Genomic DNA, 16,628 nt, shown 5'->3' on the forward strand with positions numbered 1-16,628 from the left:
TTGGTAGTTACCCTCCGTGGGATCTTTCTTCACCGGTTTCATCGTTCGCGAATCGAGAAAGGTCCTTTGCCGCCGGCGCGGTTTCCGCGCGACTTCGTTCCTCCTAAGGTCAGCACCTGGCACCGCGCAGTGCGTGCCAAGCCAACCAAGCAACCGAACGAAATGGAGCAGTTTTCAATGTCGCAATGGATACGCAAGATCGGCGCCGCAGCGTCTCTATGGGGTGCAATGAGCGTCACCCTCGCCTTCGCAGCCCCCGTCGTGGGCAAGAGCCCGTGGGGCCCGAACGACGAACTCGGCCGACTCAACCTCATGACCGCGAGCACCAAGGCCCAGGTGCTTTCCCGCGCGGACGGTGCGCGTGTGTACGACCTGTCGGTCGAGTACTTCGTCGGCATGCCGAGCTGGCACGGCATCGGCGATCCGCGCTACCAGATCTGGATGACGCACACGCCGCACGGCACCGTGGTCGACGACCCGATGGGCGTCGGCCACACGCAGAACAAGCACGTGAGCTACACCGGCGCGGCCATCTCGATGTACACCCACATGGGCACGCACATCGACGCGCTCAACCATTTCGGCCTCGACGGCAAGATCTGGAACGGCTTCGAGGCGCGCGAACACCTGGGCGACCGCGGCTGGAAGAAGACCGGCGCCGAGACCATCCCGCCGATCGTGGCCCGCGGCGTCCTGATCGACGTTGCCGCCGCCAAGGGCGTCGAGATGCTGGCGCCCGGCTACCGCGTCACCCGGGCCGATCTGCAGGAGACGCTCGACAAGCAGCGCGTGAAGCTGGAGACAGGCGACGTGGTCCTGATCCGCACCGGCCGCATGAAGCTCTACGACAAGGCCGACGCCTACATGGATTCGCCGCCGGGCATGAGCGTGGATGCCGCGCGCTTTCTCGTGGAGTCGGGTGGCGCGATGGTCGTGGGTGCCGACAACCTGAGCTTCGAGACTTTCCCGCCCGATGCCGACGACAACTACGTGCCGGTGCACACCTACCTGCTCGCACAGCAGGGCGCGCCGATCATCGAGCTGGTCAACCTGGAAGCGCTCGCCAAGGACCGCGTCTACGAGTTCGCGTTCATCGGTGCGTCGCTCAAGCTGCGTGGCGGCGACGCCGCACCGATGCGCCCCATCGCCATCCCGCTGCGGCGCTGAGACGCTCGCGCGTGCTGCGTTGGCCTCGTCGGCTGGTACGCTCGGCGCCATGGATCGCTACGCTGCCATGCAGTACTTTTGCCGCGTCGTCGAGCAGGGCAGCCTGGCCGCTGGCGCCCGCGCGCTGAACCTCTCGAACTCGGTCGTCACGAAGGCCATCCAGTCGCTGGAAGCCTGGACCGATTGCCGCCTGCTCGCGCGAACCACGCGCAGCATGCAGCTCACCGAAGCCGGTGAACGCTTCTACAGCTTCTGCCAGCGGACGCTGGCAGACACCGAGCGCACGCTGACCGATGTCCGCTCGGTGAGCCGCGGGTTGACCGGGCGGCTGGTGGTGGCGGCGCCGGTGTCGCTCACGCTGTCGCATCTGCACGTGCATCTGCATGCGTTCCAGGCGCAACACCCGGGCATCGAGCTCGAGATGCGGCTGAACGACAGGCCGGTCGATCTGGTGCGCGAAGGCATCGACGTCGCGCTGCGCGGCCAGGCACGGCTGGAAGACTCGAGCCTGGTGGCCATGCCGCTGATGGACCTGGCCCGCGTGGTGTGCGCCGCACCCGCCTATTGGGAGCGCCACGGCCGGCCCGCGACACCCGCCGACCTGTCGGGCCACAACTGCTTGCAGTACCTGCTGGGCGACGACCGCGACGAATGGGTGTTCGACGGACCGGACGGGCGCGCGCGTGTGCGGGTGAGCGGCACGTTCCGCGCCGACAACAGCCTGCTGCTGATCGACGCGATGCGCCGGGGCGTCGGGCTGGGCCTGGTGCCGTCGGTGATGGTGAAGGATGCACTGGCCGATGGCTCGTTGCAGACCGCGCTCGACGCCTACGTGGCGCCGCCTCGGCGCCTCTTTGCGGTCTACCCGACGCGCGACCACCTGATGCTGAAGGTGCACGCGCTGGTCACCTTCCTGAAGCAGCAGTTGCCGCCGCTCACCCCATCAGTTCCTTCGGCAGCGCCGCCATGAACGACGCGAAGTTGGTCGAGCCCTGGCCGGGGCTCATGTGCTCGACCATCAGTTCGGCCGCCGCCCTGGCATCGCGCCGCTGAATCGCGTCGAGCAGCTTGGAATGCTGCTCCCATGACGACTTGAGGCGACCGAACGCGGCAAAGGCGTGGCGCCTGTAGGCGCCGGTCTGCGAACGCATCCGCAGGATTTCCTGGCGCAGGTAGGGGTTGCGTGCCCCCTGGTAGAGCGCCTCGTGGAAGCGCCGGTTGTGCTCCTGCCAGGCCTTGACGTCTTCTTTCTTGACCGCGGCGGCGGCGCGCTCGTGCGACTTGGCGAGGTCGAGCCGCTCTTCGGGCGTCATGCGCTCACAGGCCAGCCGCACGCACAGGCCCTCGAGCTCGGCCAGCAGCTCCCACATGGCCAGCAGCTGGGTCATGTCCATCTTCGCGACGACCATGCCGCCACGCGGCAGGCTTTCCACCAGCCCCTGGGCCTGCAACTGAAGCAGCGCCTCGCGCACCGGCGTGCGCGAAACCTCGTAGGCCGTCATCAGCGCCTGTTCGTCCACCGTGTCTCCGGGCAGGAGCGTGCCGTCGCGGATGGACTCCTCGACCGCAAGGCGGATGCGTTCAGCGGTTTTCATGGGGCGAGCTCCCGTAAAACAACGATTGAATAAAACATTTTTGTGAGTTATAAATATATTTATAGACCTCATCCATCTTTTAATTTTACCTGCTCCAGAGAGAGCGCACGGTGCCAGGAGACCGCTTTGACCGACCCCACCCTCGAGCCATGGAAGACATGGGTCACGCTGAGCCTGCAGTTGCATGGCATCGATGCCGCACCCGGACTTCAGGTCCGCGCGGCGCGCACGTTGGCACGGCTGGCGCCCATGGCGAGTCGTCTGGCCGCCGGCACCACTCCGCCGTTCGACATCCGCCCCGTGGAGCACGCGCATGAGTGATGCGGGCACGCCCTCCATCGCCGCGCTGCGCCGGTCGATTGCCACGGGTGCCAGCTCGGCCGACGAAGCGCTGGCCTTGCAGCGCGACGCCTTCGAGCGCGGCGCTGCGGTCCATCGCTGCGTGGTCGAGCGCGCTACAGACAGCCGGCCGGTCGCGGATGCCCCGCTCTCCGGCATCGCGATGGCGCACAAGGATGTGTTCGGCACAGGGCTGCGCGCCGCAGGGCAAGGACGACCGGAAGGCGCTGCGACCGATGCGGTGACCAGCCCTCCCTCCGCCCCCTTGCGACGCCTCTCCGAGCGTGGCGCGACCTACCTCGGCGCCCTTGTGATGGCGGAGTACGCTTGCGGCGCCACCGCGGAGAACCCGCACTTTCCCGCACCGCTGAATCCGCTGGACCCGGCGGCGGCGGTTGGCGGGTCATCCAGCGGCTCGGCCGTGGCGGTGGCTGCCGGCTTGTGCCGGGCCTCGCTGGGGACGGACACCGCGGGGTCGGTGCGCATTCCCGCGTCCACCTGCGGCGTGGTCGGATTCAAGCCCGGCGCCGGCGTGATCGACGCGGGTGGCGTGTCGCAGCTGGCGCCGTCGCTGGACACCGTCGGCGTGGTGGCGCGCTCGGTGTCGGATGCGGCCCATGTGTTCGCGGCGCTGCTGCCCGACGAAGCGCCGATGGCGCAGCGTCTGCTCAGCCTGGAAGGCATCGAGGAAGACCTGTCGCGCCACCGCCGCTGGCGCGTGGCGTCGGCACTGGACCAGCCCGACCTGCGCGACGATGTTGCAAGCCGGCTCGGGGCATTCGAATCTCGCGCCACCTCGCATGCGGTGGCATGGCATCGTGCGTCCTTGCGTGGACTCGACGAACTGTCGTGTCTTGCCCAGATCGTGCTCCACGTCGAGGCCGCGGCCACGCATGCGCACAGCGTGCGCCACGCACTCGGCTCGCTGGCGCCGATCACGCAGGCAATCCTCCTGCCGGGCTGGGCCGTCCCGGCCGCCTGGTACCGGCACGCCTGCGAAGCCCGCGCGGGCTGGCGCGACGCCTTCGTCGCCGGGCACCTTGCGCAAACCGACGTGCTGCTGTTGCCTTCGCTGCCGCGCGGCGTGCCCGATGCACAAGCGGTGACCACCACCTCCGACTGCTTCGACCCGCGCGAACTGGTCGCGCTTCACCACTACCACGCCTTCGTGAACTACCTCGGGCTCCCTTCGTTGTCGTTCCCGATCGGCACCGACGCGCGCGGCCGGCCGGTTTGCATCCAGGCCATCGGTGCGCCGGGCGCCGAGGCCGAGCTGCTGGCCTTCGGGCACCAGTTCGCCGCGCCGACGGGCGCGCCTTCCGTTCCCGCGGCGCGCACCGCCCATCGCGCCCGCACCCCGCTTCATTGACTTCCCACGGAGAAACCATGCCCAAGATCAACGCCTCCCCTGCCCTCGCGCGCTTTCGCGTGCTCGACCTGTCCCGCGTTCGCGCCGGCCCCACATGCGTGCGCATCCTTGCGGATTTCGGCGCCGACGTGATCCGCATCGAGCCCCCGGCGGGTGTCGACCCGAATGAGGCGATGTTCGCAGCCGACCGCTGGGGCGGCGACTTCCAGAACCTCAACCGCAACAAGCGATCGATGACGCTGAACCTCAAGAAGCCGGAAGGGCTCGAGGCCTTCATGCGACTGGTGGAAACAGCCGACGTGGTGGTGGAAAACTGGCGCCCCGACGTCAAGGCGCGACTGGGCATCGACTACGAGGCGCTGCGCGCGGTCAATCCCCGGATCATCCTCGCGAGCATCTCGGGCTTCGGCCAGGACGGTCCCTATGCCTGGCGCCCGGGCTTCGACCAGATCATCCAGGGCATGGGCGGACTGATGTCGGTCACGGGCTTCCCGGCACAGGGCCCCGTGCGCGCCGGCCTCGCGGTGGCCGATTCGGGCACCGGCGTCTATGCGGCAGCGGGCATCCTGATCGCGCTGCTCGAGCGCGAGCGTTCCGGGCAGGGGCAATGGATGCACGGCTCGCTGCTGCACACGCAGGTGGCGCTGATGGACTTCCAGGCCGCGCGCTACCTCAACGACGGCGACGTGCCCGCCCAGGCAGGCAACGACCACCCGACGAGCAGCCCGATGGGCCTCTTCCAGGCGAGCGACGGTGTGTTCAATCTCGGCGCCTCGGGCGAAGGCAACTGGGTGCGGTTGTGCGAATGCCTGCAGGCTCCGCAGCTGAGAGCGGTGCCCGAATTCGCCACCGAGAAGCTGCGTGTCGAACACCGGCTGGCCCTCAACGAAGCCCTGGCCGAGGTGTTCAAGAGCCAGACGGTTGCGCACTGGGTCGAACTGCTGAACCGCGCCGGCGTGCCCGCGGGCCCTGTCTATTCGATTCCGCAGGTCTTCGAGGACGCCCAGGTGAACCATTTGGGCATCGCACAGGATGTGGAAGCGGGCAATGGCCGGCGCTACCGGCTGGTGTCGCAGCCGATCACGCTGGCGCGCACGCCGGCACGCATCGCGCATGCCGCCCCGGCCTGGGGCGAGCACACCACCGAGATGCTGACCGAGATCGGCTACACGTCCTCCGACATCGAACAGCTGCAAGCGAAGGCCGCGGTATGAGCGAAGGACACATCCGGACCGAGACCGCAGCGGGGGTCGGAACCCTGGTGATCAGCCATGCGCGCAAACACAACGCGATGACGCTGGCCATGTGGCAGCAACTCGCCGAAGCCGTACAGGCGCTGGCCGACGACCGTGCCGTGCGCGTGATTGTCGTCACCGGTGAAGGCGACGCCGCTTTCGTCTCGGGCGCCGACATCAGCGAGTTTGCGCAACAGCGCAGCGGCACCGACGCCGTGGCAGCCTACGACCACGCGGTGGCGACCGCCCAGCGCGTGCTGGCCGAATGCGCCAAGCCGACAGTGGCGCGCATCCAGGGCATCTGCATGGGCGGCGGCATGGGCATCGCCCTCGCCTGCGACCTTCGCTTCGCCGCATCCAACGCGCGCTTTCGCATGCCGGCCGCGCGCATCGGCCTGGGTTACGCGTTCGAGGGCATGCAGCGGCTGGTGAGATTGCTGGGCGCACCGGCCACCTTTGACCTGTTCTACACGGCGCGCAGCCTCCACGCCCCCGAGGCGATGCGCCTGGGCCTGGTCAACGACTGCATCGACGCCGAGATCTTCGACGCCGAAGTGGCATCACGCGCGGCACTGATCGCCCAGAACGCGCCGCTGGCCTTGCGGGCCGCAAAGGCCGCGATTCTCGCTACGCTGGAGCCCCCGACAGCGCAGGCCCGGGAAGCGATCGACGCGATGGTGCGCCAGTGCTTCGCCAGCCGGGACTACGCCGAGGGCCAGGCTGCATTTGCCGAGCGGCGCGCGCCGCATTTCGAAGGGAGCTGAACCGATGACCACCATTCAAAAGAAGCCGTCATGAGCAATCCACGCGTCCCCTTTCAACTCTCGTCCGAGCGCCCGCCGTTGCTGCCGCTGAACGGCGGCCACATCCTCGCGCACATCGTCGTGAACGTGGAGCACTGGCCTTTCGACCGTCCCATGCCGCGCACGCTGCTGACGCCGCCGCACGGCAAGGAGACGGTGCCCGACGTGCCGAACTTCAGCTGGGCCGAGTACGGCCTGCGCTGCGGGCTGCCGCGTATGATCGAGGCGCTGCGCAGCCGCGGCTTGCGCGCGTCCGCCAGCCTCAACGCCTCCGTGATCGATTCGCACCCGAGCGCCGCGCAGGCCATCCTGGAGGCCGGCTGGGAATTCATCGGCCACGGGGTGCAGCAGCAGTCGCTGGCGCAACTCGACGGGCACGCCCAGGCGGAAGCCATCGTGAAGTCGCTCGACCGCATCGCCGCCTTCACCGGCGTTCGTCCGCGCGGCTGGCTCTCGCCCGGGCTGCGCGAAGCGGCGGACACACCCGACATCCTCGCCGCCGCCGGCATCGACCATGTGTTCGACTGGTGCCTGGACGACTTGCCGTGCTGGATGCAAACCGAGCACCGTCCGCTGATGGCCCTGCCCTACATGCTGGAGGTCAACGATTCGGTGATCTATGCGGTCGAGAAGCACTCCTCGCCCGAAATGAAGCTGCGGCTCGAACGCACCCTGGAGGTCTTTGCGCGCGAAGTCGCCCGCCTGGGCCAGCCCCGGGTGCTGGCCATCGGGCTGCATCCGCACCTGATGGGCGTGCCCCACCGCTTCGGCGATTTCGAAGCCATGCTCGACCTGCTGCTCGCGCACCCGATGGTGCGGGTGGTGACGGGTTCATCCCTCCATGACTGGTACGCCGCGCAGATCCCCGCGCCGGCGCCGCTCGTCGCCCGGTCCGGCGGCGTCCCCTTTGTCCCGATGCCTCAATGAACGCCATCGACACCCTCATCGCCCACGTCCGCTCGCGCGATTTCGACTCCCTGCCACCCGAAGCGGTGAATGCGGCGCGGATGTTCATCTACGACACCATCGGCGTCGGCATCTCCGGCTCGCGCCATCCGCGCATGCCGGCGCTCAAGCAGGCAGCGCAGTCCCTGGGCGACGGCGACGCTGTCACGGTCTGGGGCAGCGGCGAGAAGCTGCCGTTCCCGTCGGCCGTGATGCTCAACGCCTACCAGGTGTTCAACCAGGAATTCGACGCGGTGCACGACGTCGCCGTGGTCCACGTCTTCGCCTGCATCGTGCCGGCCGCGCTCGGCTATGCCCAACGCGAAGGCGGCGTCTCGGGCAAGGCGTTGATCACGGCCGTGACCCTGGGACTCGACGTGGCCATCTACGTCGCGCTGGCGCAGCGTGCGCCGATGCGCTTCTTCCGCCCTGCCATGTGCGGCGGCCTCGGCGCCACGGCCGCGCTGTGCAAGCTCGCCGGCATGGACGCCGACACGATGCACAACGCACTCGGCCTCATGTACAGCCACCTCTCCGGCACCATGCAGGCCCATGCCGAGGGCTCGCCCGCGGTCGGCCTGCAGGTGGGACTGAATGCGCGCGCCGCCGTCACCGCCTTCGAACTGGCGCGTGCCGGCTTCCCGGGACCGCGAGACATCCTGGAAGGCCCGTTCGGCTACTTCGCGCTCTATGACTTCGGCCAGTCGCGCTGGGCCGACGTGGCGAACGATGTCGGCCAGGTCTTCCAGATCGCGCGCATGAGCCACAAGCCCTACCCCACCGGCCGCGCGACCCACGCGGGCGTCGATGCGGTCGTCGATCTCATGGCCGCGCACGGCTTCGGTGCGGACGACGTGGAAACCGTGCGCGTGCATGCCTCGGCGCTGATCGCACGGCTCGTGGGGCGGCCGGCGCAGCCTGGCATGGACTCGGCCAGCGCCAAGCTCAGCATGGGCTACGTGGTGGCAACGGCACTGCGCAAGGGTCGGGTGGGCATCGAGGCCTTCGACCCGCCCGCGTTGAACGACGCACGCACCTTCGAGCTGGCACGCCGGGTCGAGGTGCTGGACGACGGCAATCCCAACCCGAACGCCCTGGGTCCGCAAGTGGTCGAGGTGGTGCTCAAACGGGGCGACACGCTGCGGCTGGCCGTGCCGCACTTTCTCGGCAGCCCCGGCCGGCCGCTGCCCGCACCCGATCAGCAGGCCAAGTTCATGGCCTGCTGCGCCTCGATCAAGCCGCGGCTGCCGCCGTCACAGGCCGAAACACTGGATTCGGCACTGCGCCGGCTCGAGGAACTGCCTGACGTGCGCGAACTCATCCCACTGATGACGGCACCCGCCTGACACCCCAGGGCCGCCCGGCCCCTTTCGCTTCTTTCCGTTCCCTGCATCGGTCGTTCATTGCGCCCTCGTGGCCGCAAGGGATGCGCGCGCTCGCGCGGCCGATGCCCCACTCACCCTGCCATCGAGATCCACCATGAACCATTCTTCCGACAACTACCAGGACATCCGCGACGCCGTGCGTGCGCTGTGCGCCGAGTTTCCCGACGAATACCACCGCAAGATCGACGAGCAACGCGCTTACCCCGAAGCTTTCGTCGATGCACTGACTGCCGCGGGCTGGCTGGCAGCGCTGATCCCGCAGTCCTACGGCGGCTCCGGCCTCGGACTCGCGGAAGCCTCGGTGATCATGGAGGAGATCAACCGCTGCGGCGGCAACTCCGGCGCCTGCCACGGCCAGATGTACAACATGGGCACGCTGCTGCGTCACGGCAGCGAGGCGCAGAAAAGCCGCTACCTGCCGAGGATCGCCAGCGGCGAGCTGCGGCTTCAGTCGATGGGCGTGACCGAGCCCACCACCGGCACCGACACCACGAAGATCAAGACCACGGCCGTGCGCAAGGGCGACACCTATGTCGTCAACGGGCAGAAGGTGTGGATCTCGCGCGTGCAGCACTCCGACCTGATGATCCTGCTGGCGCGCACCACGCCGCTGGCCGAGGTGGAGAAGAAATCCGAAGGCATGTCGATCTTTCTGGTCGACCTGCACCAGGCCATCGGCAACGGCCTGACCGTACAGCCGATCGCGAACATGGTGAACCACGAGACCAATGAGCTGTTCATCGAAAACCTGGAGATTCCGGCGGACCACCTGATCGGCGAGGAAGGCCAGGGCTTCCGCTACATCCTCGACGGGCTCAACGCAGAGCGGACGCTGATTGCCGCGGAATGCATCGGCGACGGCAAGTGGTTCATTGACCGCGTGACCGGGTATGTGAAGGACCGTGTCGTCTTCGGCCGCCCGATCGGTCAGAACCAGGGCGTGCAATTCCCGATTGCCGAGAGCCACATCGAAGTGGAAGCCGCCGATCTCATGCGCTGGCGTGCCTGCGAGCTTTTCGACGCCCGACAGCCTTGCGGCGCGGAAGCGAACATGGCGAAGTACCTGGCCGCCAAGGCCAGCTGGGAGGCCGCCAATGCGTGCCTGCAGTTTCATGGCGGTTTCGGCTTTGCCAACGAGTACGACGTCGAACGCAAATTCCGGGAGACCCGGCTCTACCAGGTGGCGCCGATCTCGACCAACCTGATCCTCGCGTATGTCGCGGAACATCTGCTCGGTCTGCCGCGCTCGTTCTGAAGAAGCCAGGCTGGGGCTGCAGCACAAGTGGAAGCGGACACTCAGGCGGGCCAGGTTGAGTGTCAGCAACCCGTCTGGAGCCGCCGTACGCGAAGGACTGCCATGCAACGAATGCCCACGTCGGACTTGCAGCCACCGACGTCAAGCTCGAGAGCCTGATTGCTACTGGGAGCATCGCGCCGTCAGTCCCACGTCCGATTCCCTCCTCGCTGAAATTGCCGCCGGTACGCAGAAGGCGTCGCCCCCACGATCTGCCCGAAACGGCGCGCGAACTGCGTCGGCTCTCCGAAACCGGTGCTTTCGCCGATCTCCGCCGCAGAGGCGCCGGTAAAGACCAGCAGCGTCTTGGCGCGCTCGATCCGGCGTTCGGTCACCAGCTCCAGGAAGGTCTTGCCCGTTTCGCTCTTCAGCAGGTGGGCCAGATGCGTGGGCGACACATGGCTCGCATGCGCCGCATCGCCCAGCGTCAGCTCCTGCGCGAGGTTGCGGCTGATGTAGCGGATGCAGCGCAGCACCGCCGGCCGGTACGACTGCAGGGCCATCCCCTGCGCCTCGCAGTTGCGAAACTCCTCGCCGTAGCGCCGCCACACCATGCCGATCAGGTGAAGCAGATGGCTGCGAATCAGCAGGTGGCTGGCGGTGTCTTCGCCCGGCGGCCGCTGCGCTTCCTGCGCCATGTGTTCGCACAGCGCTTGGAGCTGGTGGGTCTCGGTTTCATCAAAGCGGAAATCCAGGCAATGCTGGAACCGGAACGGCGCGAGCTCGGGCGCGCGTGACAACGGCACCTCCGACAGCTCGAACACGTCGAGGTCCAGTGACGGCAGCAGGTAGTCCTTGCTGATGTTGATCACATGGAACACGCCGTCGGCCGCGTTCGGGATGTAGTGAACCAGGAAGGGCAGCACGAAGCTCACCGTGCCGGCACCGATGGCGCGCTGGTTGCCGCCGATGTAGTGTGTGGTCTCGCCCCGCGTGTTGACGTAGATCTGGAAGTACTCGTGCCGGTGCGGCACCGGATTCGGCAGGCAGTTGCTCTGGTCGTGGATACCGAAATAGGCGCGCTGTGCCCGCGCCGCCATCGTGTAGTTGCTGATGGCGGCACGCGCGGCACCGGCGCGGGGCGGCGGCACGAATTCGTCGAGGGAAGGCGTGGGTGGCATGAAGAGCTGATCTCAAGATCGCAAGGATTGCATATCTTTGCGCAAGCCTGCGCGTTGAGGTGAGAAGGCCTCGTTCCTAGACTCTAGCCACTCCTTTCCAAACCTTCCAGAGAGACAAACCCATGTCCCCCCACCCGACGGCCGAGCGCGCGACCGATACCCGTACCGACGCCCTTCAAGTCCAGCCCATCTCCATCGACATCGTGGACAGCGACCAGCGCTTTCCGGTGCGCCGCGTCTACTGCGTGGGCCGCAACTACCTGGCCCACATCCGGGAGATGAAGGAAGGCGACGAGCGCGATCCGCCGTTCTTCTTCCAGAAGCCGTCCGACTCGGTGGTGACCGACGGGCGCGTGCCCTACCCCACGCTGACGGACGATTTCCAGTTCGAGTTCGAACTCGTCGTGGCCATCGGCAGCGATGCATCGAACGTGTCGCCCGAGCACGCGCTGGACCACGTCTTTGGCTACGCTGCGGGCCTGGACATGACCCGGCGTGACCGCCAGCGCGAATGCAACAAGCGCGGCCTGCCATGGGAACAGGGCAAGTCTTTCGATCACTCGGCGCCCTGCGGCCCGATCCATCCGGTGGCGAAGGTCGGGCACATCCGCTCGGGAACACTCCACCTCTCGGTCAACGGCGCGGTGCGGCAAGACTCGGTGCTCGAAAAGATGATCTGGAATGTCCACGAGATCGTCAGCGAGCTGTCCAAGCAATACCGCCTGCTGCCCGGCGACCTGATCTTCACCGGGACGCCCGAAGGGGTCGGCCCGGTGCAGCGCGGCGACAAGCTCACCGGCCGCATCGACGGGCTCGCGCCCCTGCAGGTCGAGATCGTCTGAGCCCGCAACAGCACACGGAGACACCATGAAACCACTCGAACGCATCTCGTACTCGTCCATCTCGGATCGCCCCGCACTGAAGTTGCCCGGCGGCAAACGACTGGCCGTCTGGGTGATCGTCAACGTCGAGGAATGGAACATCGACGAGACCATGCCCCGCACCGTGCTGACACCACCGGCCGGTGGTTCACCGATGCCCGACATCCCGAACTGGGCCTGGCACGAGTACGGCAACCGCGTCGGCTTCTGGCGCATGCTCGAAGTGATCGACGCACTCGGCATCAACGCCACGCTCGCCATCAACGGTTCGGCCATCGGCGCCTACGAGCCCATCGCCAAGGCGGCGAAGGAACGCCAGTGGGAGTTCATCGGCCACGGCTTCGGGCAGCGCAACATGCAAAAGGTCCCCGATGAGGTCGAGGACATCGCCAAGACCACCGAGGCCATTCGCGCCTACACCGGCAAGCGCCCGCGCGGCTGGCTCGGCCCGGGGCTCACCGAGACCTGGCACACGCCCGACATCCTGGCCGAGCAGGGCTACGAGTACGTGTGCGACTGGGTGCTCGACGATCAGCCGGTGCGGCTGAAGACACGCGACGGCGGCACGATCGTGAACGTGCCCTACACGCAGGAATGCAACGACGTAGCAATGATGCTGATCCAGCACCACAAGGCCAGCGAGTACCGCGACCGCGCCATCGACCAGTTCGAACAGCTCTACGCAGACGCGAAAGACTCGGCCCGCGTCATGGCGCTGGTGGTGCACCCCTACATCATGGGCGCGCCGCACCGCCTGCGCTACTTCCGCGAAGCGCTGGCGCACATCCAGCAGCATGAGGACGTGGCCTTCCTGACCGGCGAGCAGATCCTCGACTGGTACGGCGCGGCAAGCACCGCCGCGTGAACCCTCGCCGGCACAGCGCCGGCGACCCCGTGCAACGAACGAACAACAAACAGATTTCTCGCTCGACGAGAAGGAGACGACACGTGCATTCCTCAACCTCGGTCATTTCCCCGGCCGGTAGCGCGCGCCGCGAGGCGCCCATCACCGCGCTGGAGATCGGCATGTTCCTGGTGCTGCTCGCCTCGTACGCGCTCAACGCGATGGACCGACAGATCTTTCCACTCATCGCCGCGGACGTGCGCAAGGAGTTCGGCTTCAGCCTGGCAGACACCGGTTTGCTGTCCACCATCTTCACGCTGGGCATGGCCGTGGCCGGCATTCCGACCGGCTATCTGCTGGCGCGGCTGTCGCGCAAAACGGTGTTGCAGATCGGCATTGCGATCTTCTCGCTGGGTACGCTGCTGGCGGCCTACTCGTACGGCTTCGCCGACATGATCGTCTACCGGGCCGTCACCGGCATCGGCGAAGCGATGCAACTGACGGTGGTGATCGCCATCGCCGCGAGCTACTTCGCGCGCTACCGGGCCACCGCCGTGGGCGCCATCAACTTCTCTTTCGGCATCGGCGCGATCCTGGGGCCGCTGCTCGGCGGCCACCTGATCGGCGTCGAGCGCGATTGGCGCCTGCCGCTCATCGTGTTCGGCGTCGCGGGCTTCGCGGCCATGGTGGTGATCGCGCTCACCGTGAGCAAGCGCATGACCGAGAACGTGGCGGCCACCGGCGGGCGCACCGACCAGCGCGGCGCCACAACCCTGTGGAACCGCAACACGGCCCTGCTGACTGGCATGAGCGTCATCGGTGGGCTCTGCATCTACGGCTACCTGGGCATGTACCCGACCTTCCTGCGCGAGCACCTGCACTACACGCCAACGGACACGGGCCGCGTGATGAGCATCTTCGGTTTCGGCGTGTTCGCGTCGATCTTCGGCGGCTGGCTCGGCGACCGCTTCCATCCCAAGCTCGTGCTCTCGGCGAGCTTCGTGGGCACCGGCCTGCTGGGCTTCCTGATGTTCTCGGGCCCCACCGACATGGTGGTGCAGTCGGCGCTCTCCTTCGCGTGGGGCTTCGTGGTGAGCGGCGTGCTGTACGTGAACCTGGCGGGGTATCACATCAAGGCGGTGCATGCCTCGCTCACGAGCCGCGCCACCGGCGTGTTCGTCACCACGCTGTACGGCGCGGGTGCGGTCGCGGGCTTCATCATCGGCGGCATCGCCTCGCGCTTCGGCTGGAGCACGGCCGGGCTGGTGCAGATCACGCTGCTGGCGGCGGTCGGTGTGGGGCTCACGCTGCTGCTGCACACCGACCGCATGTCGCTGCCGGCACGCAAGCCGTGATGCTGCTCGACGGGGCACTGCTCGGCGGTGCCGCGGCCCTGGCCGGTGCGCTCAATGCCGTGGCGGGCGGCGGCAGCTTCCTGACGCTGCCGGCACTGGCGATGGTCGGCGTGCCGCTGGTGTCGGCCAACGCCACCGGAACCGCCGCGTTGCTGCCGGGCTACCTGGCCGGTGCCTGGGCCTTGCGCAAGGAGCTGTCGGGCCCGATGTCGCCTTCGCTCCTGCGGCTGGGCGTGCTGTCGGTACTCGGCGGCGCGGCCGGTGCGGCGCTGCTGCTGTCGACGTCGAACCATGCCTTTGCCCGCATCGTGCCGTGGCTGCTGCTGGCCGCGACGCTGCTCTTCGCGATCGGGCCCGGCCTGGTGCGCCGCAGGCTCGCCACCACCGACAACCACAAGCCACGAGGCCGGTGGCTCGCCGACCTGGGCATCGCCGCGGTCGCCGTCTATGGCGGCTACTTCAACGGCGGCCTCGGCATCCTGCTGCTCGCCGTGCTCGGCGCGCTGGGGCACACGGACATGGGCCGCATGAATGGCATCAAGAACTTCGTCTCCGCGATCCTGACGCTGATCGCCGTGGCGATCTACGCGGCCAGCGGCGCGATCGTCTGGACCTACGCGCTGTGGATGGCCCTCGGTGCCACGGTCGGTGGCTATGCCGGCGGCATGGCGGCACGGCGGCTGAAGCCCGAGGTGGTGCGCGGCTTCGTCGTGCTGACGGGGCTGGCGATGACGGCGGCCTTTCTTCTCAAGGCGTATTGAGCGGGCTTTCGTTTCTTTCTTCTTTCCGTCACTTCAATCATTCGGTCGACCCATGAAAACAACCAAGAGAGACTTCACCCGTTTTGTCGGCACCCTGATGGTCGCCGCCACCGGTGCACCGGCGCTGGTCGGCTCGGCGTCGGTGTCGGCCCGCACAGCGCGTGCGCCCGCATCGCCGGGCCTTCGACGCGGCAATTACCTGATCCGCAACGGCGCGGTCATCACGGTCGACCGCGCCAAGGGCGTGCTGCCGCGCGCCGACGTATGGGTCCGCAACGGCGTGATCGAGAAGATCGGGCGCGGCCTGAGCGCACCGGCCGGCACGGAGATCATCGATGCGACCGACATGATCGTCATGCCGGGCTTCGTCAATTCGCACTATCACATGTGGAGCGCCATCGGGCGCAGCTTCACCGCGCGCGACGGCGGCTTCTCGTACTACCCCGCCAAGAACGCGACCTCGACCCTGTACACGCCCGAGGACTTCTACAACAGCGTGATGCTGGGCTGCGCCGAGCTGGCGAACGGCGGCACGACCACCGTGCACAACTGGTCGCACAACACCCGCTCCCCCGCCCATGCCGATGCCGAACTGCGTGCGCACCAGCAGTCGCTGCTGCGCGCCCGCTACGCCTACGGCCACGTCGACAAGATGCCCGCCGACGAGCTCAACCGCTACGACGACCTGGCACGCGTGCGGCGCGAGTGGTTCGGCGAGCGCTCGCCCTTCGACGGGCTGGTGCACCTGGGGCTGAACCTGCGCGGCCCGCAGCAGAGCACCGACGCCGTGTTCCACGAAGAGATGAAGGCCGCCAAGGCCAGCGGATTGCCCGTCGCGATTCACGCGCCGCAGGAGGCCCCGAACAACGTCGATGCGGTCGACTACGAACGTCGCGGCTACCTGGGCCCGGATTTCATGCTCGCGCACTACGTGCCCGCCAGCACGGCCGACCTGGCGGCCATGGCACGCACGAAAACGCCGCTGTCCTTTGCCACGCACTCCGAGCTGCGGCTCAGCAGCACCGGCGATGCGCGCGCCGCGCTCTTCGCGATGCGCAACGCGGGCCTGACCATTTCGTTGTCGAGCGACGCGACCTCCATCGCGCCGCCCGACATGTTCGAGGCGATGCGCTTCACCTGGAACCTGGGCGTGCCGTGGGCCGGCACGCCCAGCGCGCAATCGAAGGCGATCGGCGTGCCCGAGGCGATCGAGATGGCGACCCTCAACGGCGCCATCGCCATGGGGCTGGGCGACGTCACCGGCTCGATCACCGAAGGCAAGCGCGCCGACATCATCCTGGTGCGCACGCAGGACCTGAACATGGGCCCGGTCGGCAACGTCGAGACCGCCATCGTGCAAAGCGGCAGCGCCGCCAACGTCGACACCGTGATGGTCGACGGGCGGATCGTGAAGCGCAACGGCAGGTTGCTGGCCTACGACACGCGCGGCATCATGCGGCGCGCGCGGCAATCGGCGGACCGGATTCGCGCCGCGGCGAGCGAAGCCCTGAAGGCCTGAAGCTCCTGCGGCCAT

16 protein-coding genes are annotated in these 16,628 nt (G+C 67.6%); 14 read left to right on the top strand and 2 right to left on the bottom strand.

Features of this window, described 5'->3' with window-relative positions; translation table 11 throughout:
- Window positions 1-228: 228 nt before the first annotated feature.
- Entirely contained in the window at window positions 229-1,167 is a 939-nt protein-coding gene (locus AC07YS_RS07645; protein ID WP_223301353.1) for a cyclase family protein, read from the top strand.
- Between the two features lie 49 nt (window positions 1,168-1,216).
- Window positions 1,217-2,137, top strand: coding sequence for a LysR family transcriptional regulator (locus AC07YS_RS07650; RefSeq protein WP_492696679.1), 921 nt, complete (start codon window positions 1,217-1,219; stop codon window positions 2,135-2,137).
- Here the strand turns inward: AC07YS_RS07650 and AC07YS_RS07655 are convergent.
- Entirely contained in the window at window positions 2,103-2,762 is a 660-nt protein-coding gene (locus AC07YS_RS07655) for a GntR family transcriptional regulator (protein ID WP_062469590.1), read from the bottom strand. The two genes, AC07YS_RS07650 and AC07YS_RS07655, sit on opposite strands and share 35 nt — an antisense overlap.
- A gap of 126 nt (window positions 2,763-2,888) precedes the next feature.
- Between AC07YS_RS07655 and AC07YS_RS07660 the strand changes: the two genes are divergently transcribed.
- The 7 genes from AC07YS_RS07660 (at window position 2,889) to AC07YS_RS07690 (ending at window position 10,093) form a co-directional block, all read left to right on the top strand.
- The gene (locus tag AC07YS_RS07660; protein WP_070061249.1) at window positions 2,889-3,083 is read left to right on the top strand and encodes a hypothetical protein; all 195 of its coding nucleotides are present in this window, start codon (window positions 2,889-2,891) and stop codon (window positions 3,081-3,083) included.
- Window positions 3,076-4,470, top strand: a complete 1,395-nt coding sequence (locus tag AC07YS_RS07665; protein WP_495268441.1) for an amidase — start codon at window positions 3,076-3,078, stop codon at window positions 4,468-4,470. The genes AC07YS_RS07660 and AC07YS_RS07665 overlap by 8 nt, the downstream gene beginning before the upstream one ends.
- Window positions 4,471-4,487: 17 nt before the next feature.
- Window positions 4,488-5,684: a CaiB/BaiF CoA transferase family protein gene (locus AC07YS_RS07670; protein ID WP_495268442.1), complete on the top strand. Its 1,197-nt coding sequence runs from the start codon at window positions 4,488-4,490 to the stop codon at window positions 5,682-5,684.
- A complete protein-coding gene (locus AC07YS_RS07675) occupies window positions 5,681-6,469 on the top strand; it encodes an enoyl-CoA hydratase (RefSeq protein ID WP_495268443.1) in 789 nt (262 codons plus the stop codon). Before AC07YS_RS07670 ends, AC07YS_RS07675 begins: the two co-directional genes overlap by 4 nt.
- 30 nt (window positions 6,470-6,499) lie before the next feature.
- Window positions 6,500-7,435, top strand: coding sequence for a polysaccharide deacetylase family protein (locus tag AC07YS_RS07680; protein ID WP_495268444.1), 936 nt, complete (start codon window positions 6,500-6,502; stop codon window positions 7,433-7,435).
- Window positions 7,432-8,799 carry an MmgE/PrpD family protein gene (locus AC07YS_RS07685; protein ID WP_495268445.1) on the top strand — a complete coding sequence of 456 codons (1,368 nt, stop codon included), beginning with the start codon at window positions 7,432-7,434 and terminating at the stop codon, window positions 8,797-8,799. The genes AC07YS_RS07680 and AC07YS_RS07685 overlap by 4 nt, the downstream gene beginning before the upstream one ends.
- Before the next feature lie 133 nt (window positions 8,800-8,932).
- The gene (locus AC07YS_RS07690; RefSeq protein ID WP_495268446.1) at window positions 8,933-10,093 is read left to right on the top strand and encodes an acyl-CoA dehydrogenase family protein; all 1,161 of its coding nucleotides are present in this window, start codon (window positions 8,933-8,935) and stop codon (window positions 10,091-10,093) included.
- A gap of 182 nt (window positions 10,094-10,275) precedes the next feature.
- On the opposite strand, the gene AC07YS_RS07695 is transcribed toward AC07YS_RS07690, so the two are convergent.
- Window positions 10,276-11,253, bottom strand: a complete 978-nt coding sequence (locus AC07YS_RS07695) for an AraC family transcriptional regulator (RefSeq protein WP_307693362.1) — start codon at window positions 11,251-11,253, stop codon at window positions 10,276-10,278.
- A gap of 122 nt (window positions 11,254-11,375) precedes the next feature.
- Here AC07YS_RS07695 and AC07YS_RS07700 point away from each other — a divergent pair, with 122 nt between their 5' ends.
- From AC07YS_RS07700 to AC07YS_RS07720, 5 genes are all read left to right on the top strand, one after another.
- Window positions 11,376-12,095 carry a fumarylacetoacetate hydrolase family protein gene (locus AC07YS_RS07700; protein WP_495268447.1) on the top strand — a complete coding sequence of 240 codons (720 nt, stop codon included), beginning with the start codon at window positions 11,376-11,378 and terminating at the stop codon, window positions 12,093-12,095.
- 25 nt (window positions 12,096-12,120) lie between these two features.
- Window positions 12,121-12,999, top strand: a complete 879-nt coding sequence (locus AC07YS_RS07705) for a polysaccharide deacetylase family protein (RefSeq protein WP_495268448.1) — start codon at window positions 12,121-12,123, stop codon at window positions 12,997-12,999.
- An 83-nt stretch (window positions 13,000-13,082) separates the two neighbouring features.
- A complete protein-coding gene (locus AC07YS_RS07710; RefSeq protein WP_495268449.1) occupies window positions 13,083-14,333 on the top strand; it encodes an MFS transporter in 1,251 nt (416 codons plus the stop codon).
- 2 nt (window positions 14,334-14,335) lie between these two features.
- Window positions 14,336-15,094, top strand: coding sequence for a sulfite exporter TauE/SafE family protein (locus AC07YS_RS07715; protein ID WP_495268471.1), 759 nt, complete (start codon window positions 14,336-14,338; stop codon window positions 15,092-15,094).
- A gap of 52 nt (window positions 15,095-15,146) precedes the next feature.
- Window positions 15,147-16,613 (top strand): amidohydrolase family protein, encoded by a 1,467-nt coding sequence (locus AC07YS_RS07720; protein ID WP_495268450.1) that lies wholly within the window; start codon window positions 15,147-15,149, stop codon window positions 16,611-16,613.
- Window positions 16,614-16,628: the final 15 nt, after the last annotated feature.

The sequence above is a fragment of the Variovorax sp. GW458-11-26-14-LB1 genome, assembly GCF_059423965.1.